Source organism: Pleurocapsa sp. PCC 7319 (genome assembly GCF_000332195.1).
Classification (GTDB): Bacteria; Cyanobacteriota; Cyanobacteriia; order Cyanobacteriales; family Xenococcaceae; genus Waterburya.
In genome coordinates this window covers 735,207-756,890 of the sequence record NZ_KB235922.1, presented here as the reverse complement: position 1 = coordinate 756,890, position 21,684 = coordinate 735,207, and the positions used below count along the sequence as shown (strand labels likewise).

General features: G+C 39.6%; 19 protein-coding genes. 6 read left to right on the top strand and 13 right to left on the bottom strand.

Annotated elements, in window-relative coordinates; all coding sequences use genetic code 11:
* Positions 1 to 225 precede the first annotated feature (225 nt).
* From frr to petB, 11 genes are all read right to left on the bottom strand, one after another.
* Positions 226 to 774, bottom strand: coding sequence for a ribosome recycling factor (gene frr, locus PLEUR7319_RS0107560; RefSeq protein WP_019504609.1), 549 nt, complete (start codon positions 772 to 774; stop codon positions 226 to 228).
* Positions 761 to 1,483 carry a UMP kinase gene (pyrH, locus tag PLEUR7319_RS0107555; RefSeq protein ID WP_019504608.1) on the bottom strand — a complete coding sequence of 241 codons (723 nt, stop codon included), beginning with the start codon at positions 1,481 to 1,483 and terminating at the stop codon, positions 761 to 763. Before pyrH ends, frr begins: the two co-directional genes overlap by 14 nt.
* Positions 1,484 to 1,588: 105 nt before the next feature.
* Positions 1,589 to 2,128 (bottom strand): redoxin domain-containing protein, encoded by a 540-nt coding sequence (locus tag PLEUR7319_RS0107550; protein WP_019504607.1) that lies wholly within the window; start codon positions 2,126 to 2,128, stop codon positions 1,589 to 1,591.
* Between the two features lie 196 nt (positions 2,129 to 2,324).
* Entirely contained in the window at positions 2,325 to 2,519 is a 195-nt protein-coding gene (locus PLEUR7319_RS0107545) for a hypothetical protein (RefSeq protein ID WP_019504606.1), read from the bottom strand.
* A 198-nt stretch (positions 2,520 to 2,717) separates the two neighbouring features.
* Entirely contained in the window at positions 2,718 to 3,332 is a 615-nt protein-coding gene (locus PLEUR7319_RS0107540; RefSeq protein WP_019504605.1) for a low-complexity tail membrane protein, read from the bottom strand.
* Between the two features lie 90 nt (positions 3,333 to 3,422).
* Positions 3,423 to 6,383: a translation initiation factor IF-2 gene (infB, locus tag PLEUR7319_RS0107535; RefSeq protein WP_019504604.1), complete on the bottom strand. Its 2,961-nt coding sequence runs from the start codon at positions 6,381 to 6,383 to the stop codon at positions 3,423 to 3,425.
* A gap of 269 nt (positions 6,384 to 6,652) precedes the next feature.
* Positions 6,653 to 6,907, bottom strand: a complete 255-nt coding sequence (locus tag PLEUR7319_RS0107530; RefSeq protein ID WP_019504603.1) for a YlxR family protein — start codon at positions 6,905 to 6,907, stop codon at positions 6,653 to 6,655.
* Positions 6,908 to 7,013: 106 nt separating this feature from the next.
* Positions 7,014 to 8,417, bottom strand: a complete 1,404-nt coding sequence (gene nusA / locus PLEUR7319_RS0107525; protein ID WP_019504602.1) for a transcription termination factor NusA — start codon at positions 8,415 to 8,417, stop codon at positions 7,014 to 7,016.
* A 103-nt stretch (positions 8,418 to 8,520) separates the two neighbouring features.
* Positions 8,521 to 8,982, bottom strand: coding sequence for a ribosome maturation factor RimP (gene rimP, locus PLEUR7319_RS0107520; protein WP_019504601.1), 462 nt, complete (start codon positions 8,980 to 8,982; stop codon positions 8,521 to 8,523).
* A 343-nt stretch (positions 8,983 to 9,325) separates the two neighbouring features.
* Positions 9,326 to 9,808: a cytochrome b6-f complex subunit IV gene (gene petD / locus PLEUR7319_RS0107515; protein ID WP_019504600.1), complete on the bottom strand. Its 483-nt coding sequence runs from the start codon at positions 9,806 to 9,808 to the stop codon at positions 9,326 to 9,328.
* Between the two features lie 287 nt (positions 9,809 to 10,095).
* The gene (gene petB, locus PLEUR7319_RS0107510) at positions 10,096 to 10,764 is read right to left on the bottom strand and encodes a cytochrome b6 (protein WP_019504599.1); all 669 of its coding nucleotides are present in this window, start codon (positions 10,762 to 10,764) and stop codon (positions 10,096 to 10,098) included.
* Between the two features lie 468 nt (positions 10,765 to 11,232).
* Here petB and ctpA point away from each other — a divergent pair, with 468 nt between their 5' ends.
* Both ctpA and PLEUR7319_RS0107500 read left to right on the top strand, forming a co-directional pair.
* Positions 11,233 to 12,477: a carboxyl-terminal processing protease CtpA gene (gene ctpA / locus PLEUR7319_RS0107505; RefSeq protein ID WP_019504598.1), complete on the top strand. Its 1,245-nt coding sequence runs from the start codon at positions 11,233 to 11,235 to the stop codon at positions 12,475 to 12,477.
* Between the two features lie 130 nt (positions 12,478 to 12,607).
* A complete protein-coding gene (locus tag PLEUR7319_RS0107500) occupies positions 12,608 to 12,985 on the top strand; it encodes a DUF1499 domain-containing protein (RefSeq protein WP_019504597.1) in 378 nt (125 codons plus the stop codon).
* A 10-nt stretch (positions 12,986 to 12,995) separates the two neighbouring features.
* Here the strand turns inward: PLEUR7319_RS0107500 and PLEUR7319_RS0107495 are convergent, their stop codons facing one another.
* A complete protein-coding gene (locus PLEUR7319_RS0107495; RefSeq protein WP_019504596.1) occupies positions 12,996 to 14,327 on the bottom strand; it encodes a family 10 glycosylhydrolase in 1,332 nt (443 codons plus the stop codon).
* A 229-nt stretch (positions 14,328 to 14,556) separates the two neighbouring features.
* On the bottom strand, positions 14,557 to 15,555 hold the full coding sequence (locus PLEUR7319_RS0107490; RefSeq protein ID WP_019504595.1) for a phosphoribulokinase: 999 nt from the start codon (positions 15,553 to 15,555) through the stop codon (positions 14,557 to 14,559).
* Between the two features lie 640 nt (positions 15,556 to 16,195).
* On the opposite strand from PLEUR7319_RS0107490, the gene petH reads away from it, so the two are divergent.
* The 4 genes from petH to PLEUR7319_RS0107470 all read left to right on the top strand — a co-directional run bounded on the left by petH (position 16,196) and on the right by PLEUR7319_RS0107470 (position 21,587).
* Complete coding sequence (petH, locus tag PLEUR7319_RS0107485; protein ID WP_019504594.1) at positions 16,196 to 17,404, top strand: ferredoxin--NADP reductase; 1,209 nt, start codon at positions 16,196 to 16,198, stop codon at positions 17,402 to 17,404.
* Between the two features lie 501 nt (positions 17,405 to 17,905).
* Positions 17,906 to 19,801, top strand: coding sequence for an ATP-dependent zinc metalloprotease FtsH2 (gene ftsH2 / locus PLEUR7319_RS0107480; protein WP_019504593.1), 1,896 nt, complete (start codon positions 17,906 to 17,908; stop codon positions 19,799 to 19,801).
* Between the two features lie 80 nt (positions 19,802 to 19,881).
* Positions 19,882 to 20,637: an SDR family oxidoreductase gene (locus PLEUR7319_RS0107475; RefSeq protein ID WP_019504592.1), complete on the top strand. Its 756-nt coding sequence runs from the start codon at positions 19,882 to 19,884 to the stop codon at positions 20,635 to 20,637.
* 251 nt (positions 20,638 to 20,888) lie between these two features.
* Entirely contained in the window at positions 20,889 to 21,587 is a 699-nt protein-coding gene (locus tag PLEUR7319_RS0107470) for a MotA/TolQ/ExbB proton channel family protein (protein WP_019504591.1), read from the top strand.
* Positions 21,588 to 21,684 lie beyond the last annotated feature (97 nt).

Genomic DNA, 21,684 nt, shown 5'->3' with positions numbered 1-21,684 from the left:
TACTTTCCTATAGTAATCTTCCTTTACAAGAATTGACATTGTGTAATACTCTTAAGATTCCATGTTAATCAGGTGTTTTCAGTTTTATACAGCAAAAAAAATATCGGTCGCTGATGACCGATTTTTATTTGTCACAATAGTATTTATCTAAATTCAATCAGATCCTAAAATTCGAACAAAACAATGATATCGTCTAGAAAATCTCTATGACCTCGTCTTTGATTTTTAAACAGTCGTAATATCTTTTTCTTTTACAGCCAGTAAATCATCAATTTTCTGATTAAAACTATCGGTAACTTTTTGAATTTCGTCTTGTAAGTCTCTAGATTCATCTTCTGAGATATCACTACTTTTTTCCTGCTTGCGAACCTCGTCAATTGCATCACGACGAATATTACGAATTCCAACTTTTCCTTCTTCAGCTAGTTTCCCTGCCATTTTTACTAGCTCTTTGCGACGTTCTCTAGTCAGGGGAGGAATATTCAGCCTAATTAATTCTCCATCGTTATTAGGAGTTAACCCAATATCCGACATGGAAATGGCTTTTTCAATTTGACCCATACTACCTTTATCATAAGGTTGAATCATGATGGTGGTAGCATCAGGAGTGCTAATGTTTGCCAGCGATTTTAAAGGTGTCTCTGCACCATAATAATCGACCATCACACGATCCAACAAAGAAGTACTTGCTCTTCCGGTACGAATAGTGTTAAAAGACCTTTGAGTTGCCTCAACTGTCTTCTGCATACGTTCTTTTAGTTCAGATAACTTCACAGTTTCCTCCTACAATAGTGCCTACAGGTTCTCCTTGAGTAGCACGCATAATATTACCGCTAACGGAAAGATCGAAGACTAATATAGGAATGTCGTTTTCTTTGCATAAAGCGATCGCTGTACTATCCATTACTTTAAGTTCATTCGTTAGGACGTGATTATAGGTCAAACTTTGATAGCGATGAGCATTGGGGTTTTTCTGAGGATCAGAATTATAAATTCCGTCAACCTTAGTTGCCTTAAAAATAATTTCTGCATCAATTTCAGCAGCCCGCAAAGCGGCAGTGGTATCGGTGGTAAAAAAAGGATTTCCTGAACCTGCACCAAAAATAACCACTCGTCCTTTTTCCAAGTGACGAATGGCACGCCGGCGAATATAGGGTTCGGCTACTTCCTGCATGGATATAGCTGTTTGCAAACGATTGGCAATACCAATTCTTTCCAAAGCATCTTGTAAAGTCATGGCATTCATAACGGTTGCAATCATGCCTATATAATCAGCTGTAGCTCGATCCATACCCGCAGCCGATGCTTTCATTCCGCGGAAAATGTTACCACCACCAACCACGATCGCGACTTGAACGTTACTTTTAACCACATCTGCTACTTCTTGAGCAATTTCGGCGACTACTTTGGGATCGATGCCGTAGCCCAAGTTGCCCATCAGAGCTTCGCCGCTTAGTTTTAATAAAACCCGCTGGTAACTCATTCCTAGAAAAATAAACCTCGATCTTTCTTGTTATTTACCTCCCCATAACATAGCAGTTTTCTGTGCTTTGTCATTAATTAATCTAAGTAAAATATTTATGGTTTTTTATGATTTTGGTCGCCATTGGATAGGAGTTCCTTCTGGTTCAGTATAATCTTTGACTATTTTTTCTCCTGACAGTAGGACAGAAATACTATCCCGCAAATAATGATGATTAACCTTTTGTGCTGATTCTGCACAATCGTCAATTTTTCCTTGATACCTTATTACCGCATCACTATCGAGTAAATAGACGCTGGGCATAACTTTTGCTTTAAAAGATTTCGCCACATCTTGAGTTGGATCGCGCAAGTAAGGAAAATTGAGATTCTTCTCTTGGGCATATTTTTGCATCGCATCTATACTATCGGCAATTGGCTCAGTCCGATGATTAGAATCTATCCCCATCACTGTAAAACCCCGAGCTCCAAAATCAGTTTGGATTTGCTTGAGACGTTCTATATATTGATTCACCGGGGGACTATCATGATTCATAAAGACAACGGCGATCGCTTTTAATTTTTTACGATAGCTACCCAGATGATAAACTTCTCCATCGATACCAGGAATTTCAAAATCGGGAGCAAAATTACCTATAGTGTTCATCAATATTATTTCCTATAAAATTACTTTCATTAACAACCTTAAAAGGAAAAATCTTGATCTGCAAACACCTAATTCTGTCCATTTTAATCGGAATAAGGTCACAGTCTGCATACACACACAGTGGGGACGAATGTATAAATTCATCCCCACAAAACCAAGCAAAAACTAATCAAAGCTTTCTTTATCCAATTATGAGCTAGTAGGCTAAAGTTTCTAGCGTTTCTTCCAGATAGCGTCGAACCTGTTTCTCCAAATCACCATTAATGTCAATGTCTCTTTCTTGCTGCCAGCGTTGAAATCCAGAACTTTTGGCGATCGCCTGTCTAAGACCAAGCCAAATTTTTTGGTCTTGCTCACGCCTATTGTGCGCAGCGATGATTGAATTTGTCATATTATTGTGATGTTATCTCTGATTCATTCTATATGTGTTATTAGTTTAACTCAACTAAGATAACAGTCTGTAATTGGGATTACACAATTAAGAGTTAAATAAAGTAATGTTTTAAAGCAAGGAGAAAAGCGACTCATCACTTGCTAATGGCTAATGGCTAATGGCTAATGGCTAATGGCACAACTACGTGAGATGAGTTTAAGTAATCTCCTTAGAGTCTGAATCTGATTTTAAAAACCAGAGTATTTTACTGACCTTGATTCCAGGTACAGTAAAATCTTGCTCGATTTGGTCTTGGGGATATGGTTCAATTTGAGCAAACTGTGATTGTTTAGTCAATAAAACTAACAAAACACTGAGAGGCACTTGTAAGAACAAATTACTACCAAAAAAAGCAATCGTGGCGATTATCAGACCCAAAATACGCCACTGCGGAATAAAATCAAATAGTGCAACTGCTAGTGGAGATAAACGATACAATAACCACAGGAGCAAGAGCATAAATCCTGCTGCCAAAATAGCAAACAGCTTTTGCTTATTAGACTTGAATAGCGATAGTATCCTGGTCTGCTCAGTAGTTAAAGATTCTGGATTAAGGGAAAAGAGCAAAATACTAAAAATATCAAATGGACAGGTCAGTTGCATCCGCAACACAGGAATTATCCCAAAAGCCGCAATTAATAACAGTTCTAAAATATAAGAAAAACTATCTCCAGTAGCTAAACCAATCAAAACTATTTCTAACAAAATAGGAAACAAGACTATTCCTGAAAGATGAATCCACAGAAAGGGTTCAGAACGAAAAGTAGACATTACTAATTCGGGGATTCTAAAGACTAATTAAGGGGGATAATTTAGATCATAGTAGATCATAGCTAATTACCCCACTTGAGCCTAATTATCCTAGTTTGTTGCCAAAGTCCGGCGCTTAAACACTAATTCATAAGCTTCAATGATGTCGCCTTCTTTCCAATCAGAGAATTTAGCCGCACCAATACCACATTCAAAACCTGTGTTGACCTCTTTGACATCGTCTTTCATACGTTTGAGGGAACTTAAGTCTCCTTCGTAGACTATTTTGTTGCCACGACGAACCCGAATTTTACAGTTACGGACTATCTTGCCTGACAATACATAACAACCGGCAACAGCACCACGACCAACTGGGAATACAGCCCTGACTTCAACTTGACCGAGACTTTCTTCGACTTCTTCAGGATCGAGTAAACCTTCCATTGCTCCTTGAATATCATCTAAGAGCTTATAGATAATATTGTATTGACGAATATCTACTCCTTCTCTGTCAGCCGCTTGCCGTGAACCCGATGCCAAGGTGGTATTGAAGCCAATAATAACTGCACCGCTGGCAGCAGCCAAATCTACATCTGTTTCGGTAACTTCCCCAGGAGATGCTAAAAGAGTACGGATCTGCACTTCATTTTGAGGTAATTGTTGCAGAGAACCGAGAATAGCCTCTACAGAGCCCTGAACGTCAGCCTTAATAATTAAGTTGAGTTCTTTAAGTTCGCCTTCTTGCGCCTGAGCAGATATGGTGCTCAAACTAATACGACGAGATGACATTGATTGTAATAAGCGGCTATCTCGCTGGTCAATGGAACGTTGATCGGCGAGCGCTCTGGCTTCTTTTTCATTTTCGTAGACATCAAATTCGTCCCCAGCTTCTGGAACATCGTTCAAGCCTAAAATTTCTACAGCAAAAGAGGGAGTTGCTGCTTCTACTTTTGCCCCTGTATCATCAATCATCGCCCGAACTTTACCCAGCACAGAACCGGCAACAATACTGTCTCCTACTCTCAAAGTCCCATTTTGAACTAATAGAGTTGCTACAGGACCTCGATTACGATCTAGGTTCGCTTCAATTACGGTTCCTTTAGCAGGACGATCTGGATTAGCAGAAAGTTCTTCAACTTCAGCTACTAAAAGAATCATCTCTAATAGTTCATCCAGATTATCTCCTGTCAGCGCGCTAACAGGAACCATAGTTGTATCTCCGCCCCAATCTTCAGGTACTAAACCCTGTTCAGTTAGTTCTTGTTTAATTCTGTCGGGATTAGATTCTGGCTTGTCTACTTTGTTAATAGCTACCAATAAAGGTACCTCTGCAGCTTTAGCATGACTGATCGCTTCTTTGGTTTGGGGTTGAACTCCATCATCAGCAGCGACAACCAAAATGGCAATGTCAGTAACTCTTGTTCCTCTAGCACGCATGGCGGTAAAAGCTTCGTGACCAGGGGTATCCAAGAAAACAATCTGCTGTTTATCACCATTATGTTCTACGTCTACATGGTAAGCCCCAATATGTTGAGTGATCCCTCCAGCTTCCCCTGAAGCAACCGTACTTTTGCGAATTGAGTCCAATAAGGTAGTTTTGCCATGATCTACATGACCCATGATAGTAACTACGGGTGGACGAAGCTGAAGGTTTTCTAGATCATCAGCATCCAACATTTCAGTATCTTTGGTTGCTGCTGATTTTTCTGTGGGAGCTTCGACATTTACCCCTAGTTCTTCGGCTACCAAGCGAGCCGTATCTAAGTCTAAAGTTTGGGTGATGTTGACAGGAATCCCTTTGAAAAATAGATTTTTGATGATGTCAGTTTCAGGAGTATTCAGTCTTTCTGCAAGATCTCTAACAGTCAGATTATCCGATAAAATAATTGATTCTGGTAAAGATGGCGTAACTTTGCTTTTCGTCTGGCGTTCAGTTTTGGGAGTTTTTTCGGTTTTGAAAGATGGTTTGCGTGGTTTTTTGTGAGAACTAGCTGCTGGCTGCTGTTGTTGTAAAGACTGTGGTTTTGGCGGGCGAGCCGTAGATAAGCTAAACGCAGTGTTAACTTGAACTAAATTAGCATCTGAGTCAAAATCTTCATCTTCATCTAATACTGGTTTAGGCGCACGACGTTTTTTAGCCGCTTTTCCTTTGCCTGATTTAGATTGCTTTTCTTCGTCCTCTTCTTCATTTTCCCATTCTTTTTTGACTTTACGAGGAGGAGCAGGGCGTTTTAGCCGTGTAACTTTTTTGACCTCGGTTTTCTCGATAATTTCATCAGTTTCGATGCTGTTATCATTTGAATCGTCGGTAACGTTCTCATCAACCTCTTCTTCTGCAACCTGGCTAACTTTACTGACTGCTCGAACTTTCTGTGGTCTTTGATTTAGCTTAGGTAAGGGAGGAATAACCTTTTTCTTTTTCTCTGTATCTTCTGTTTTAGCTTGAGGTTGCTCTGAAGAGCGTATTTTTGGCTTGTTCGAAGCCTGAGTTGAATTTTTGACCCCAACCTTAGGTTTATTTATTTGGGGTCTTGAGGGTGGCTCAACCAACCTCGATGTCTTAACAGCAGGAGTCTTAGGAGCTGATTCTAGAGGTTTGTGGTCTTTACTGGAGGCTGATTTGACTTCGTTGCGGTTGAGAGAAGGCTCTTTAAGTTGAGGAGGTTTTGCTGGCACTGAAGATTCTTCTTGAGATGGTTTCGGTGTAATCGATTGAGGGCGAGTTGGTCTAGTTGGTGGTGATACTAAAGTAGGAGATGAACCAGTTTGGGGGTTATTCCCAGAAGAAGGGGAGTTAGGTACTTCAGTTCGGTGATGAACAGCCAAAATTTGCTGCTTAAGTTTCCCCGTGGGTTTGGGGGCTATAGATTCTTTCTTGGGACTATTTGCTGCTTTTGCGGCACGAGGGGATTTAGCAGCCACTGCTTTAACTCTTTCTGCTTGAGATGCTGTAATTGTGCTGCTATGACTTTTTACTGCAATGTTAAGCTGTTCACAAATCTCTTTGATATCTTTATTGTCCAAATTGAGCTCTTTTGATAGTTCGTATATTCTAACTTTGCCGTTGTTCATCCACTCTGCCCTTCAATTTACTATTTATAGTTTATTTGACCATTTGTTTATCCATGTAGTCTTTCATGTGTTTAAGATTGCTGGTAAAACTTCCGCGACCTTACCAAATAAAATCTATGATCGAAAATATTTAATAAGATATCGAAAAGCATTAATATTTAGCAGACCCTTTGTCTTTTATTTTAGGGAAAAATACAGAATTGTTGATCTGATTCTATATTTTAAGTACCCAAATTTTGCTTTTATTCCTTGACTTTAACATTATCAGGTTAAACGTTTTTTAGACGTGCTTGTAAATTTTGATAAATATCCTCAGGGACTCTAGCTTTCAAAGATCGGCTGAGACGATTATTAAACCTGACTTGGTTTAAACAATCTATATTAGGACAGAGATAAGCAGAGCGTCCCATACCTCGATCTAGCTGAATTTTATGAGTATGTGCCAATCTGATTACCCGCCATAAAGATTTTTTGGGCGCTAATTGGCGACAACTAATACATCTACGATAATTGATTTGATTCAAATTGGTCTCAATTGTTGACTGTAATTCTGAAAGTCAAAAAACTAGATAAAGGCGATCGGCTTCGTTAGTACGAAGAGGGCAATCACCTTTCTTCAAATATAAATAGTTACATAGCATCATTTTCGACAGTAGCGTTTGCTTCTTTCTCTGTTGTCGAGGTATTAATTGCTGCCTCGGAATTTGAGGCTTCTACTTCTGATACCTCTGTTTCTGCTGTAGCCTCATCTAGTTGAGTTACTGCTTCTATATCTATGGAAGTCTCTGCTTCTATATCTATAGAAGTCTCTGCTTCTGTTTCCTCTTCAGTTATTTGTTTGGCTTCTGTTTCGGCTTGAGCAGCCCATTTCTTCATCTCTGCTTCTTCATCGTACTTATCAATATCTTTAATATCGATTTTCCAACCAGTCAAACGAGCTGCCAGACGTACATTTTGCCCTTCTTTACCAATGGCCAAACTTAGTTGATCTTCTGCCACCAAAACCAATGACTGTTTTTCTTCAGTGTTAGCTAATACTACTTGGTCTACTCTGGCAGGACTTAGAGAATTAGCGATATAAGTTGCTGGGTCGGGAGACCAACGAATAACATCTATTTTTTCCCCTCTTAGTTCATTGACTACGGCTTGAATTCGTGATCCCCTGGCCCCAATACAGGCTCCAACAGGGTCAACATCTCTTTCTAAAGTATCCACTGCAATCTTGGTACGTACCCCGACATAACGAGAAGGAGGATGGGCTTCTCTGGCTACGGCTACAATACGGACAATTTCTTCTTCTATTTCGGGAACTTCATTACTAAATAGTTCAACAACCAATCCGGCCGTAGCTCGTGAAACCATTAGCTGAGGACCTCTATGGGGAGTGTCCCTAACTTTTTTCAAATAAACTTTAAAAGTACTGTTTGAGCGATAAGTATCATTGGGCAACTGTTCTCGCTTCGGTAACTCGGCCTCTACTTCTGGTTGTCCCAAACCACTGCTAACGGCAACAATTGCCGATTGTCGTTCAAAACGCACAACCCTTGCCTGAAGAACAGTATCCTCTAAGTCTTTAAATTCTTCCTGGATTAGTTTTCTTTGTTGATCCCTTAGCTTTTGTAACAGTACCTGTTTAGTTTGAATCGCTGCCATTCGTCCAAAATCTTTTTGCTCAGGCGTAACGTCAACTAAAACCGAATCCCCTACCTGAATTTCTGAGTCGTCTACTTGCTCTTGTACCTCGCTGAGGGCAATTTGATGGTCGTGATCTTCAATTTGCTCTTTGCTAATGTCAACAATTACTTTGGTAGTTAAAATCTGAAATCCTTCTTCTTCTGTGTCTAATTGAACATTAAAATTTTCAAAATATTCTTCGCTAAATTCTTCATGACGAACTTTAGAACGGCGAAATTTTTCATAACCTTTGATTAGAGCTTCCCTAAGAGCTTCTTCAACTGCGCTACCTGGTAAATTGTATCTCTGGCTGATTTCGTCGATTGTTGCCCTCAGACCAGGCAAACTGACTAAGGTCATATGGTACTCCTAATAATACGATTTTGGTTTGGGGAATTGCTGCAATAATATGGGAGAAATTATCGGTATGAATCGCTTTATCGCTTTATCGCTTTTTTCGTTCTCAGCTATCGTCGTCCAGTTGTACTTTAGCAATTAATTCTCGCGGAATGGCGATCGCTTTACCTTTTTGATTAAGATGAACTGCTGTTTGGTCCCGTTGTTGTAATCTACCTGACCATTGTTTTTTGCCTTTATAGGGAGCAAAAGTTTTTACAGTCACAGCAAATCCTTTAAAAGCGACAAATTCGCGCTCGGTGGTTAAATTGCGAGAAATCCCAGGACTAGAGATTTCTAGAACATAAGCTCCCGGAATAATTTCCGCTAAATCTAGCTTTTCCTCTACAATTCGACTCATCTGTTCACAGTTTTCTAGACTAGTTTCTGTTTGCAGATTCCGCACATCTATCCTCAAAATTGGTGGTGTTTTATTAGTTTGAAAAACCACATCAACCAATTCCAGATTAAGGTTGGCGGCTAAAGGAGATGCCAGTTCAATAATTTGAGGGACGACAGGATGAGTCATGTTGGGCGGAAGTTAATATAAGCTAGGTTATGGCTGGATTAGCAAACTTTTGGTTGAGGTTTTCTGTTCATAGACAACAAAAAAAGCGGGCTCCCCCCACTTCCTTTCAGTTTAATATCTTTGAAGGTAGAAAGGTATAGCTTAAACTACTAATCCTTCCTTCAACATAATAATACCAACAAATTATTAATTTCGACAACACAATTAGTTCGTACTAGGGAAATTAAACTAATAACGAGACGCAATTGATCATTACTAGGGTGAGTATCAACTCAACTCCAGTAACGAGCGATCGCGTCTCGCCAACTAACTAAATTTCAACTTCTTTTACATATTCTCAAATTTAGAATAAGCCTAGAGTTAAAGATTTATCGATGGGGAATGTGGCACCAATTCCCAACCAGATAGTTACTAAAGTACCAAACAAGAATACTGTAGTAGCTACGGGACGGCGGAAGGGATTTTGGAACTTGTTAACGCTTTCAATGAAAGGAATCAACATCAAACCCAAAGGTACAGCCGTTTGAGCTGCAATTCCTAGCAGTTTACTAGGAACGACACGTAAGATTTGAAATACTGGATAGAGATACCATTCAGGCAAGATTTCCAGAGGAGTAGCGAAAGGATTAGCAGGTTCACCCATGATCGCAGGATCTAACACCGCTAAACATACTACCAAACCAATAGTTCCCAAGATAACTACAGGGAAAATGTATAACAAATCATTGGGCCAAGCGGGTTCACCATAATAGTTATGACCCATACCTTGAGCCAACTTAGCGCGTAAAGCAGGATCGCTAAGATCTGGCTTTTTTAAAGTGGACATAGTTCTTTCTCCTAAAATTTACAGGGATTCAGCTATTTTAATAAGCTGGATAATTGCTATATGTACTGTCGAAGTTAATCAAATGGTGTGACTCTTACTCCATCATAAAGACTACAGAGTAATTGTTCTATTGAGAAAATTAAACCTTTATTCTTCAACTAAAATGCGTCTTTGTGAGTATTTAGTGCTAACCAGTGAATGACTTATACGCCTGACATTTTAGCTATATTATTCTAGGCAACAATTTATCAGGGCAAATAATACCTGACAAAGTTATGCTGTAGAGTTTACAAGGGACCGGAAATACCTTGCTTGCGAATCATTAAGAAGTGCAACAGCATGAATACTGCAATTAACCATGGTAAGACGAAAGTATGCAAGCTGTAGAAGCGAGTTAAAGTAGCTTGACCCACACTCGCACCACCTCTTAATAGTTCTACCATTTGGTCGCCGACGACAGGGATTGCTGCTGGTACACCAGAAACAATTTTTACCGCCCAATAGCCTACTTGATCCCAGGGAAGAGAGTATCCAGTAACGCCAAAGCTAACGGTGATTACTGCCATGGTTACCCCAGTAATCCAAGTTAACTCACGGGGCTTTTTGAAACCACCAGTGAGATAAACACGGAAAACATGAAGAATCATCATCAAGACCATCATGCTAGCTGACCAGCGATGGATAGAACGAATCAACCAACCGAAGCTGACTTCATTCATGATGTATTCAACAGACGTAAATGCTTCCGCTACACTGGGTTTGTAGTAAAAAGTCATGCAGAATCCAGTAGCAAACTGAATGAGGAAGCAGACGAGAGTGATCCCGCCCAAACAGTAGAAAATATTGACATGGGGGGGTACGTATTTGCTGGTGATGTCATCAGAAATTGCTTGAACTTCTAGACGCTCATCAAACCATTGAAAAACTTTTGAATCAGTTACTTGTTTAGAAAACATGAAGCCTATAGATTAGCTAACAAAAAAATTATGGATAGTTTACCGAACTAACTTGTCAGAGTCCTAACGATAACTAAGAAGTTCAAGATTTTTTAGCCTTAAATTCACTAGATATCTGAGGCTACTGTCAAAGTTTGAGGTAGCAGGTGCGTACTTGGTTCAAGTTTGTCTGCATCGTCACAGACCGCACTAAATGTGTATATTGCTATTTAAGTCCGTAGTAGGGTGAACCCTTAAAAGAGTTTTGCCCTCTTTAAAAAATGTAACATAGCTTTAAGCTATGGTGGCTTTATTTAATGTCGTATTATAAGACATATTTAAGTCAGGGTGGCTATTGTATCGTCAAAAATATATAGGTATTGTTTCTTAATTATCGAAGATGATCGCTGTTTTTGCGTAACAGTTAATTAAGAATCGCTAAATTAGAATAATTAAGTAACGTAGGATATATCCCTAATCATTTTTCTCATGCTCAAAAAAGTTTTCTCAATCGCTTTATTGGTATTTTTCTGGGTTGCGTCTTCCTTTTGGTATTTCATTCCCGAAGCCCAAGCTTTTACCGAAGAACAAAAATTACTTTTGCAATCTTGGCGTATTGTCAATCAGTCTTATTTAGACGAGACTTTTAATCATCAAAATTGGTGGAAGGTTCGAGAACAGTTTATCAAAAACCCATTGCGCGATCGCGAAGAAACTTATGCTGTGATCGAAGAAATGTTGGCAGGGTTGGACGATCCTTTCACGAGGCTCCTGAGACCAGAGCAATATCATAGTTTACAGGTCAACACTTCTGGCGAACTTTCTGGTGTCGGCTTACAGATTAATGTTAATCCAGAAACCAAGCTAATTGAAGTAATCTCTCCTCTTGCTGGTTCTCCAGCAGAGGCAGCAGGAATTGAACCCAAAGATAGCATTTTAGAAATTGATGGAGTCGACACCCAAACCCTGACTTTGGATGAAGCTGCCGCTAGGATGCGTGGCACTGTGGGGACAAAAGTTTCTCTCCGGGTGCAATCTGGTCGAGATGAGAATGCTCAACCCCGTACAGTAAGCTTAATTCGCGATCGCATTTCTCTGAATCCTGTAGTTACCGCTTTAGATACCACTACCAATAATAAAGTTGGTTATATTCGTCTGAATCAGTTTAGTGCCAATGCGGCGGATGAGATTGCCCAAGGAGTTAATCGTCTTGAGCAACAAGGAGCAGAAGCTTATATTTTAGATTTACGCAATAATCCTGGGGGATTGTTACAGGCTGGAGTAGAAATCGCCAGAATGTGGCTTGATAGTAGCACCATTGTCTATACAGTGAATCGTCAGGGAGCTTTGGGTAGTTTTGATTCTACTGACGATATACTGACAGACGATCCCCTAATCGTGTTGGTGAACCAGGGGACTGCCAGTGCTAGCGAAATTTTGGCAGGAGCATTACAAGATAATCATCGTGCTTTATTGGTAGGAGAAAAAACTTTTGGCAAAGGCTTAATTCAGTCTTTGTTTGAATTGCCAGACGGTTCAGGATTAGCGGTGACAGTAGCTAAATACGAAACGCCCAGCCACAAAGATATTAATAAACTTGGTATCATGCCAGATAACGTGGTGGCTCAACAGGCAATTACCTATTCTCAAATTGCTACAGAAGCAGACCAGCAATACCAGACCGCACTGAAACTGTTAACTTCCCAAGAAAACGTGGTGGCAAATGCAGCGTAAAGGGCTTCGCCCTAGCTATCAGCTATCAGCTGTAGAAGTTTTATTACTTCATACTTCCGCGCAGCGGCAATAGTTGCTATATGAGATAATCCTAATTAGATTAAAATTCAGTTTTAAGAAGAAGTTCAAAATGTTCAATTTTACAGGGGAAAGACCGAGCAATTTGGGAGTTAAAGATGGCAAATTAGCGGCTTGCCCTGATAGTCCTAATTGTGTCAATAGTCAAAGCGACGATGCTCAATCTAAGATTGAACCTTTATCTGCTGTATCTATTGCTGAAATCAAGAAAGTGGTAGAGGGCATGGAAAGAACTACGATCATTGAAGAGACAGATAATTATCTCTACGCAGAATTTAAAAGTAAGTTAATGGGTTACGTAGATGATGTCGAATTTTATTTCGACCCACAAGCTAATGTAGTTCACGTACGTTCTGCGTCACGTTTAGGAAAATCAGACTTAGGAGTTAATCGGAAGCGAGTCGAAGAAATCAGATCTAAGCTTAAATAAAGTAAAAATTTTAGTTGTTTTTCTCTTGTGTCAAGCTTCTTAAATTAGCAGCAGTTTGCTCTGGTTTGCCAGAAAGGGGGAAAATTAAAACACTTTTGATAGCATTATCGTCGATGATTTCGGGAAGGCGATGAAATTGTTGGTCTGTAAGCGCAATACCATCATACTGCTTAACATAGTCTAGTTCTGCTTGGAAGTTTTTCTCGTTGTAATTTTGAATAAATATGCGGTCGACGTCCCATTTTTTCCAGTCAGCCGCAAAATACCGTTTTGCCCAATAGGGATTGTGGTGACAGATATCAAAACTAACTTTGGGGTTAGCTTGTTTCATTGCCTCGATCATTTTTTGGACAAACTTAGTTAAACTTTCCGTGCGATCGACATTGCCCGGTAATTCTGCATGATAACCAAGATAATCGTCCCATTGAACAGCATCTATTTCGGGATATTTCTGGACAAACTCGGTGAGGATGTCGCGAAAAAAGTCAGCAACTTCAGGATTTTCTACGTCTAGCAGATAGTGTTCCACTCCACTATAAGTACGATCAATTCCTGGAATAATCCATTTCTGAGCGATCGCTCTATCAAATACAGGACTATTTTGGTCGATTTTAATGCCTTTTTCAAAATAGGCGTGAACTTCTATACCCTGTTGGTGTGCTTCATCAATCAGCCAGTCTAGCCAGCGATCGCGAAATTTATTGGGACAACTTTTATAGCCGAGCTTTTGTTCCATAACCTGACTGTTGTACATTGTACAAGCATTGCCCCAAACTCCATGAATGATAGTATTTATTCCTTGAGCGCGGTAAAACTTTACGCGATCGCGAATCACTTGTTCGCTGGCATTATTAGTAATTTGATAACGGCTTAAATAAATTCCTCTAATGACTTTTTGATCCCAGTTGTTTATGGTTGGGGAAATTTTTGATTCAGGTTTTTGATTCTGTGATTTTACTTGCTCTAGCTGCTGATTAGATTTTTTAGTAGTGTTCTGGGAAGGTTTCGGCTGTGGTGAGTTGACAATTGGTGAAGAAGGAAGATTGGGCGACGAATTGAGCGAGGAATTAGGAATACTGGGAGATGAAACAATTGGTGAAGAGGGTAAAGTCGGGGTTGGCTGAGGGGGGACGGGAGGAGGAACTGGTTCAGAAATAGGGATTGAAATCTCAATTCCAGGAATTTTCGCCAGAAAACTATTGAGCCGATTGAGATCAAAATCTGGCAGACCATTTTTACTAAACCACCAGTACCCCCCTCCTAATAAGAGAAGAATTACCGAAAAAGGGATATTGGCACAGCCACAGCCACAACCCTTGGGCTTATTATCTTGAGAAGACATCAGAATTATAAGTAATTAATAAAATCACACTTAGAGTTCCCTCTTAGTTGAAATTTTAATCAAAGACATTAGGAAAAATGCCTCTAATCGCCAATAGTGAATATTCCCCAACAAAATTGTCATACTTGCCTAATAAAAAGCAAAAAGCCGCGAATACTGCATACAGCTCTACCGCGACTTCAAGATAATTATTGATAATGATTTTAGTTGTTTAATTCAGCGACCAAAATTATACCTTAGCTGTTTCTGCCATTGTAGTCATCAGCTTATCGTAAGTTTCACGCATTTTTAGACCAACTAATACCTGGAATAAACCAGTTCCATTATTAGAACCAGGATAATCTTTATGCTTAAGCAATAGTTCAGTCATTTCACCATAGTGACCTGTACCTGTGTTACTCAAGTGGCTCTCGATATAGATCATTTCTTCGAGATTATCGAACTGACCATCTACTTCTAAGATCGAGACTTCGTTATTATAGAAGGCATCGGGACCGTAGTACATCTTGATACCGGGATAAGCGCAAGTAAGCTTACGTCCGCAGGGACGCCAGTGTATAGTTGAGCCTTCATCAAAGAGGTAAACTGTGTCGAAGTTTTCTACTCCTTCTTTCTGGATCAAGCGAACTCGAAGTAGATCAGTTTCTTTATCGTCTACTAGCTGAGTAGGTAATACTTGGATTACGACATCAGCAAATTCTCTTTGGACTTCGATGTAGGCTTTGAAATCGGGTTCACGAGCTTTAATGGAGGCCAAAATATCCTCGTAAGTATGGCCTCTTTCGGACATATCACGTTGAATTTTCCACTGAATTTTGACTTCGTCACTAATATCGAGGTAAACGCCAAAGTCTACCAGTTCACGAACTCTCTGATCGTAAAGAGGATGCAAACCCTCAATTACAACGACTTTATTTGGTTCAATTCTCTCAGGAGGGTCAAGTTCACCAGTTTCATGATTATAAATTGGCTTATCGATCGCTTTACCTTCCTTAAGAGCCTTAATTTGCTCATACATCAGGTCGAAGTTATTGGCTTTAGGATTTAAAGCTGTAACCCCTGCTGCTTTTCTACCTTTGCGATCAAGACTATGATAGTCATCAAGACAAATTACAGTCATAAATTCTTCGCCAAACAGATCAGTTAAACGACGAAGAAAAGTTGATTTACCACATCCGGAGTCTCCTGCTACTCCGATAAGCACCACTCGGTCTAAATCGGCGGTCATAAAAATCCTCTTCTACAAAACTAATATTTAACCCATAATTATTAAGCTAGCTCAAGGAGCAAAATACAGACAAATATATCTGTAAATTTAGACTCCTTAGGAAAAATCAAGCCGTAAATCTCTGACTTGGCAAAGAACACCAAATCTATAGTTTAAATGAAATTTCTCCCTACATTTTGCCAAAAAAATGGCAAAACTTCTTTGAGAAAGCTTGATTCTTTGCTAGTTAATTAAGTACTAAATGCTAACTACTAACATTGATGAATCTTACCAGAAGCTAACCACCTCTACAAGAGAAAACAGTAGAAAATCACTTGGTTACAACAGAGTTAAGTTAGTCTCATATTTTTAGTCAGACAGTTTCTTAAAAAAATGAAAATGAATTAAAAACTACAGATTCAAATTCACGTAGAAAGGTAGCCTAAGTCTGATGGCTAATTTCTGATGCTACTTCCATCCAAAATTTTCCTAAATCATGAATAAATCATAGTCTCTCAATGATAGTCTATTAATACAATACAAACACTATAAGCTACTGTTCTTATTTTCGTACTCAGCAAATAATGGGTATGAAGAGGAAGTCAGTTATGTAAAGTATTTAATAGTCTAAAATTTAAATTGGGGGAGAAAAGATAGCGAAATGTATAACTCTAGTTCAGCGTTTTCTAGTAGCAATAGTCAGTACAAAAATCGTCTATTTGTTTACGAGGTTGAGGGTCTATCTCAAAATGGCAACAATGGTAGTCTTAAAGCCCCTGTTCGTAACAGCGGTTCTGTGTTGATCACTGTTCCCTACAACCGGATGAATCAAGAGATGCGCCGCATCAACAGTTTGGGTGGAAAAGTAGTTAGTATTAAGCCTGTTGGTCATGACACACCAGTGCCAGTAAGCCAACCTACACCCCAGCAGCAAGTAGCATCTAACAATAAATCTATGTCTCAAGCAAAATCCAAACAAGCTAAGAAAAAAGTTCCAGTTAATATCTATCGCCCTAAAAATCCGTACATTGGTAAATGTACAGAAATCTATGATTTAGTTGGAGAAGGCGGTATTGGAACTTGTCGCCACATGACATTTGACCTTTCTGGTGGAGATTTACACTACGTGGAAGGTCAAAGTATTGGTATTGTTCCTCCTGGTGAAGATGAACAAGGCAAACCGCATAAATTAAGACTATATTCTATCGCTTCTACTCGTCACGGAGATAATTTAGAAGATAAAACTGTTTCATTGTGTGTACGTAAATTAGAATACAAAGATCCCGAAACTGGAGAAGACGTTGAAGGGGTATGCTCTAGCTTCTTGTGTAACCTCAACCCAGGTGATGATGTATCTATTACTGGCCCTGTGGGTAAAGAGATGCTATTGCCAGAAGATGAAGATGCTAACGTTATTATGATTGCCACAGGAACTGGTATTGCCCCATTCCGTGCTTATCTATGGCGTATGTTCTTTGAGGGAGACAAAAACCCAGACTATAACTTTAAAGGTTTAGCTTGGTTATTCTTTGGTATTGCCAAAACTCCTAATATCCTCTATAAGGATCAGCTCGATGAATTGGCCGAGAAATATCCTGATAACTTCCGTTTAGACTATGCCATCAGCCGTGAGCAGAAGAACTCCGAAGGCGGCAAAATGTACATTCAACACCGAATCGCCGAACACGCTGATAAGCTTTGGGAATTGATGCAGAATCCTAAAACCCATACTTATATTTGTGGTCTGAAAGGTATGGAAGGCGGTATTGACGAAGCATTAAGTGCGGCAGCAGATAAGCATGGCGTTAACTGGGATGATTATCGTAAAGCGATGAAAAAAGAACACCGCTGGCACGTTGAAACCTACTAGAATTTCTTAACTCAGCAGCCGATTAATTTAATCCTTAAAGCTCTAAATAACAAGGTTAGATTAAATTGGCAAACAAGATCATGATCGTCATCGCGTCTACTAAGCTAATACTGTAGGCGCGTTTATTTTATATATTTTGTCGCGACAATCTTCAGTTTTTTTGAAAATTAGAACCCACTGCGAAGCGTCAAGAATAGCATGGACTCAATCCAGAATCTCACTAATGCAAGTTGCAAGATTGTCAACTTGCACCGAAAATGAGAATTACGTTAAATTTAGTTAAGCAAGAGGTAATATAAAGAAATAAAACTTGGCAGATAAAGTGTTTTTACGGCTTGAAGTATTTAAGTAAGGTAAACTAAACAGTCAAATGCGATATTGATCTACATATGTCAACATCTGCGGTGACGGGATTTTGTCAAGTAAGTGCCCTAAAGTTCTTAACAGAACCAACCAAAAAATAATCTTAAAATTATTCAATTTAGAACAACACCATATCCTATGAAGAATTTTTCCTGGAGAATCGTATTACTTTGGACATTACCTTTGCTGGTAGTGGGCTTTTTCCTCTGGCAAGGAACTTTTACTACTCCCAACGCTAGCAGTAGTTTAAATGGCAATTCGGCTAGTACCCGTATGACCTATGGTCGCTTCTTAGACTATCTCAACTCAGGACGAGTTTCTTCTGTAGAACTATATGAAAATGGTAGAACTGCCATAGTACAAGCAATTGATCCAGAATTAGACAACCGAATCCAAAAGCTCAGAGTTGACTTACCTGCCAATTCACCTGAATTAATTACTAAATTACGAGATGCTGATGTTAACTTCGATTATCATCCTGCTAGTAATGAAGGTGCAGTTTGGGGACTATTAGGTAATCTCATTTTTCCCATCATCCTCATTGGAGCATTATTCTTCTTGTTCCGTCGTTCCAACAATATGCCTGGTGGTCCAGGACAAGCAATGAGCTTTGGTAAATCTAAAGCCAAGTTCCAAATGGAAGCAAAAACAGGCATCATGTTTGATGATGTTGCCGGTATTGACGAGGCCAAAGAGGAACTCCAAGAAGTTGTTACCTTTTTGAAACAGCCTGAAAGATTCACTGCAGTTGGAGCGAAAATTCCTAAAGGAGTATTATTAGTTGGCCCTCCTGGAACTGGTAAAACTCTTCTCGCCAAAGCGATCGCTGGTGAAGCAGGCGTTCCGTTCTTCAGTATCTCTGGTTCGGAATTTGTGGAAATGTTTGTCGGCGTGGGTGCGTCTCGTGTCCGTGACTTGTTTAAAAAAGCGAAGGAAAACGCCCCCTGTTTGATCTTTATTGATGAGATTGATGCCGTAGGTCGTCAGCGTGGTGCTGGTATCGGTGGTGGTAACGACGAAAGAGAGCAAACTCTTAACCAATTACTAACCGAGATGGATGGTTTTGAGGGCAACACAGGTATCATTATCATTGCTGCTACTAACCGTGCTGATGTTCTAGATTCTGCCTTAATGCGTCCTGGTCGTTTTGACCGTCAGGTAATGGTAGATAACCCCGATATTAAGGGTCGTCTCGAAATCCTTGAAGTTCACGCTCGCAATAAGAAAATTGCTCCTGAAGTTTCTTTGGATGCGATCGCTCGCCGTACTCCTGGCTTCTCTGGTGCAGATTTAGCAAACTTGCTCAATGAGGCAGCAATTTTAACTGCCAGAAGACGTAAAGAAGCTGTCACCATGCTCGAAATCGATGATGCGGTAGATCGGGTTGTAGCTGGGATGGAAGGTACTCCGCTCACAGATGGTAAGAGTAAGCGATTGATCGCCTATCACGAAATTGGTCACGCGATCGTAGGAACTCTGGTTAAAGACCATGACCCAGTACAAAAAGTAACTTTGATTCCTCGGGGACAAGCTCAAGGCTTAACTTGGTTTACACCGAATGAAGACCAAGGTCTAATCAGCCGTTCTCAGTTAATGGCTAGAATTGCTGGAGCAATGGGTGGTCGTGCCGCCGAAGAAGAAATTTTTGGTAACGACGAAGTCACTACTGGAGCTGGTGGTGACTTACAACAGGTAACTGAAATGGCAAGACAGATGGTTACTATCTACGGCATGAGTGATCTTGGTCCCGTTGCTTTAGGTGGACAAGGAGGCGAAGTATTCCTCGGTGCAGGTCTAACCTCCCGTGCTGAATATTCCGAAGAAGTAGCCTCTCGCATTGACGATCAAGTCCGTCAAATCGCAGAACATGGTCACGAATTAGCTCGCAAAATTGTTCGCGAAAACCGTGAAGTAATTGATCGCTTAGTTGACTTGTTAATTGAAAAAGAAACTATTGATGGCGAAGAATTAAAACAAATTGTTTCTGAATATACTGCTGTACCGGATAAAGAAAGATTTGTACCTCAAATCTAATCTTGATTGATCGAATTTAATGTTAATTGGGATAGTCTTTAGGCTATCCTTTTTTTATTGTTGAATCTAGTATTTTTTAGATGGTATCTAAATCCGATCTGATTTTGGTTGCTGGTATTACTGGTGGTGTGGGTCAGCTAGTTGCGGCTAAACTATTAGCCAAAAACTTGAATGTTCGTGGCTTAACCAGAAATAAAGCTCAAGCTGAATCAATGTTTGATCGCCAAGTTGAACTCTTGGAAGGAGATCTTCGTGAGCCAAATACTCTCGTTAGCGCTACCAAGGGAGTAGACTATATAATCTGCTGTACTGGGACAACGGCTTTCCCGTCAGCGCGTTGGGATTTTATTAATTTTGTTCAACCTTCTAATGATCCTCAAGCTGTAGATAGCGAAGGGGTAAAAAACCTGGTTGCTAATGCACCCCATGATTTAAAACGGTTTGTCTTTGTCTCTTCCTGTGGTGTATTGCGTAAAGAGCAGTTTCCTTTTAAGCTTCTCAATCTCTTTGGAGTTCTAGATGCCAAACTTGAGGCGGAAAAAGCAATAATTGCTTCCGGTTTTCCTTACACTATTATTCGTCCTGGGCGTTTGATTGATGGTCCTTATACTTCCTATGATTTAAATACTTTAATTCGAGCCAAAACCGATGGCAAAAAAGCCGTAGTTCTTGAGAACGGAGATCGGTTAAACGGGGAAACTAGTCGTGTTGATGTAGCTAATGTTTGTGTAGAATCACTATTTTATGAGCTGGCAGTTAATCGAGATTTTGCCATAATTAATTCTGGAGAACGTCCTCAGAATACTAATTGGGAACAGCTTTTTTCGCATTTATAAGGAGTTTACGTTTATTATATATGTCTCAAACAAAGACGCTAGAATAACCTAATATTAAGAATTATCTTAGTTTTTTGACTGTTCTGATCGACAAATTCTAGACATTAATTGAAACCCGTGTTAGAAAAATTTTATTATTCTTGATTTTGTTCAAACCCATGCTATCTATATCGATAGATTGAGACAGGAATAGCTTAAACTGTTGGAGAAATAATTTAAGCCAAAAATATTACTGGAGGTAATTAATTACTGTGAATTTTCTGGAAATTATCGAAAAGGGTGGTATCTCGATGTATCCACTGCTTCTGCTTTCAGTATTGTCTATCTCAACAATTTTAGAGCGACTTTGGTTTTGGTCAAGAGTACTTTTCAAAGAGAAAAAAATATTTAACCGCATTATGGAAGCGGCCGAACGTAACTGGGATTTAGTCGGTAAAATTGCCCAGGAACACATTCATCACCCTCTAGGTAATTTTGTTTATTCTCCCTTTCGATTGTCTAATCCTGATCCTGATATCTTTCATATTGCCTTGGAATCGGCAGCCGAAGAACAATTAGCGAGAATGCGCAAAGGAGACAAAATTTTGGAGGCGATTATTGCCCTTTCTCCCCTATTAGGTTTGTTTGGTACAGTCTGGGGGTTAATTCAAGCCTTAAGCTCAATCAAAATCAGTGATTTGGGTACAGCAGATTCCTCTGGAGTAACTTTAGGTATTGGGGAATCTTTAATCTCAACAGCAGTTGGTCTATTGGTAGCGATAATTAGTCTCAGTTTTTATCGTCTGTTTCAGGCTTTTTGGTCAAATCAAGTTAGAGTGTTACGACGTACTGGTAGTCGCTTGGAAGTTATGTATCGCGATCGCTGGATGAAATCAGAAGATGAAGGAGTAGTAGTTGCAGATGAGGATTATTCTTTTGTCAATATTAAACCACCAGGATTTAAGGAATAACAGACAATAAATGATTACATCCGTGATTAATCCCGCAAATTTTAACTGTCAACCCAGAAATCACCTTTTATTTCTTCAATCTTATACTTATTGATAT

Excerpts from the sequence above, each read along its gene's own strand:
- ctpA (WP_019504598.1), top strand. The coding sequence starts at position 11,233 with ATGCTCAAAAAAGTTTTCTCAATCGCTTTATTGGTATTTTTCTGGGTT.
- PLEUR7319_RS0107545 (WP_019504606.1), bottom strand. The coding sequence starts at position 2,519 with ATGACAAATTCAATCATCGCTGCGCACAATAGGCGTGAGCAAGACCAA.
- PLEUR7319_RS0107500 (WP_019504597.1), top strand. The coding sequence starts at position 12,608 with ATGTTCAATTTTACAGGGGAAAGACCGAGCAATTTGGGAGTTAAAGAT.
- petB (WP_019504599.1), bottom strand. The coding sequence starts at position 10,764 with ATGTTTTCTAAACAAGTAACTGATTCAAAAGTTTTTCAATGGTTTGAT.
- nusA (WP_019504602.1), bottom strand. The coding sequence starts at position 8,417 with ATGACCTTAGTCAGTTTGCCTGGTCTGAGGGCAACAATCGACGAAATC.
- PLEUR7319_RS0107490 (WP_019504595.1), bottom strand. The coding sequence starts at position 15,555 with ATGACCGCCGATTTAGACCGAGTGGTGCTTATCGGAGTAGCAGGAGAC.
- petD (WP_019504600.1), bottom strand. The coding sequence starts at position 9,808 with ATGTCCACTTTAAAAAAGCCAGATCTTAGCGATCCTGCTTTACGCGCT.
- PLEUR7319_RS0107540 (WP_019504605.1), bottom strand. The coding sequence starts at position 3,332 with ATGTCTACTTTTCGTTCTGAACCCTTTCTGTGGATTCATCTTTCAGGA.
- PLEUR7319_RS0107550 (WP_019504607.1), bottom strand. The coding sequence starts at position 2,128 with ATGAACACTATAGGTAATTTTGCTCCCGATTTTGAAATTCCTGGTATC.
- rimP (WP_019504601.1), bottom strand. The coding sequence starts at position 8,982 with ATGACTCATCCTGTCGTCCCTCAAATTATTGAACTGGCATCTCCTTTA.
- infB (WP_019504604.1), bottom strand. The coding sequence starts at position 6,383 with ATGAACAACGGCAAAGTTAGAATATACGAACTATCAAAAGAGCTCAAT.
- PLEUR7319_RS0107495 (WP_019504596.1), bottom strand. The coding sequence starts at position 14,327 with ATGTCTTCTCAAGATAATAAGCCCAAGGGTTGTGGCTGTGGCTGTGCC.
- petH (WP_019504594.1), top strand. The coding sequence starts at position 16,196 with ATGTATAACTCTAGTTCAGCGTTTTCTAGTAGCAATAGTCAGTACAAA.
- pyrH (WP_019504608.1), bottom strand. The coding sequence starts at position 1,483 with ATGAGTTACCAGCGGGTTTTATTAAAACTAAGCGGCGAAGCTCTGATG.
- PLEUR7319_RS0107475 (WP_019504592.1), top strand. The coding sequence starts at position 19,882 with ATGGTATCTAAATCCGATCTGATTTTGGTTGCTGGTATTACTGGTGGT.
- ftsH2 (WP_019504593.1), top strand. The coding sequence starts at position 17,906 with ATGAAGAATTTTTCCTGGAGAATCGTATTACTTTGGACATTACCTTTG.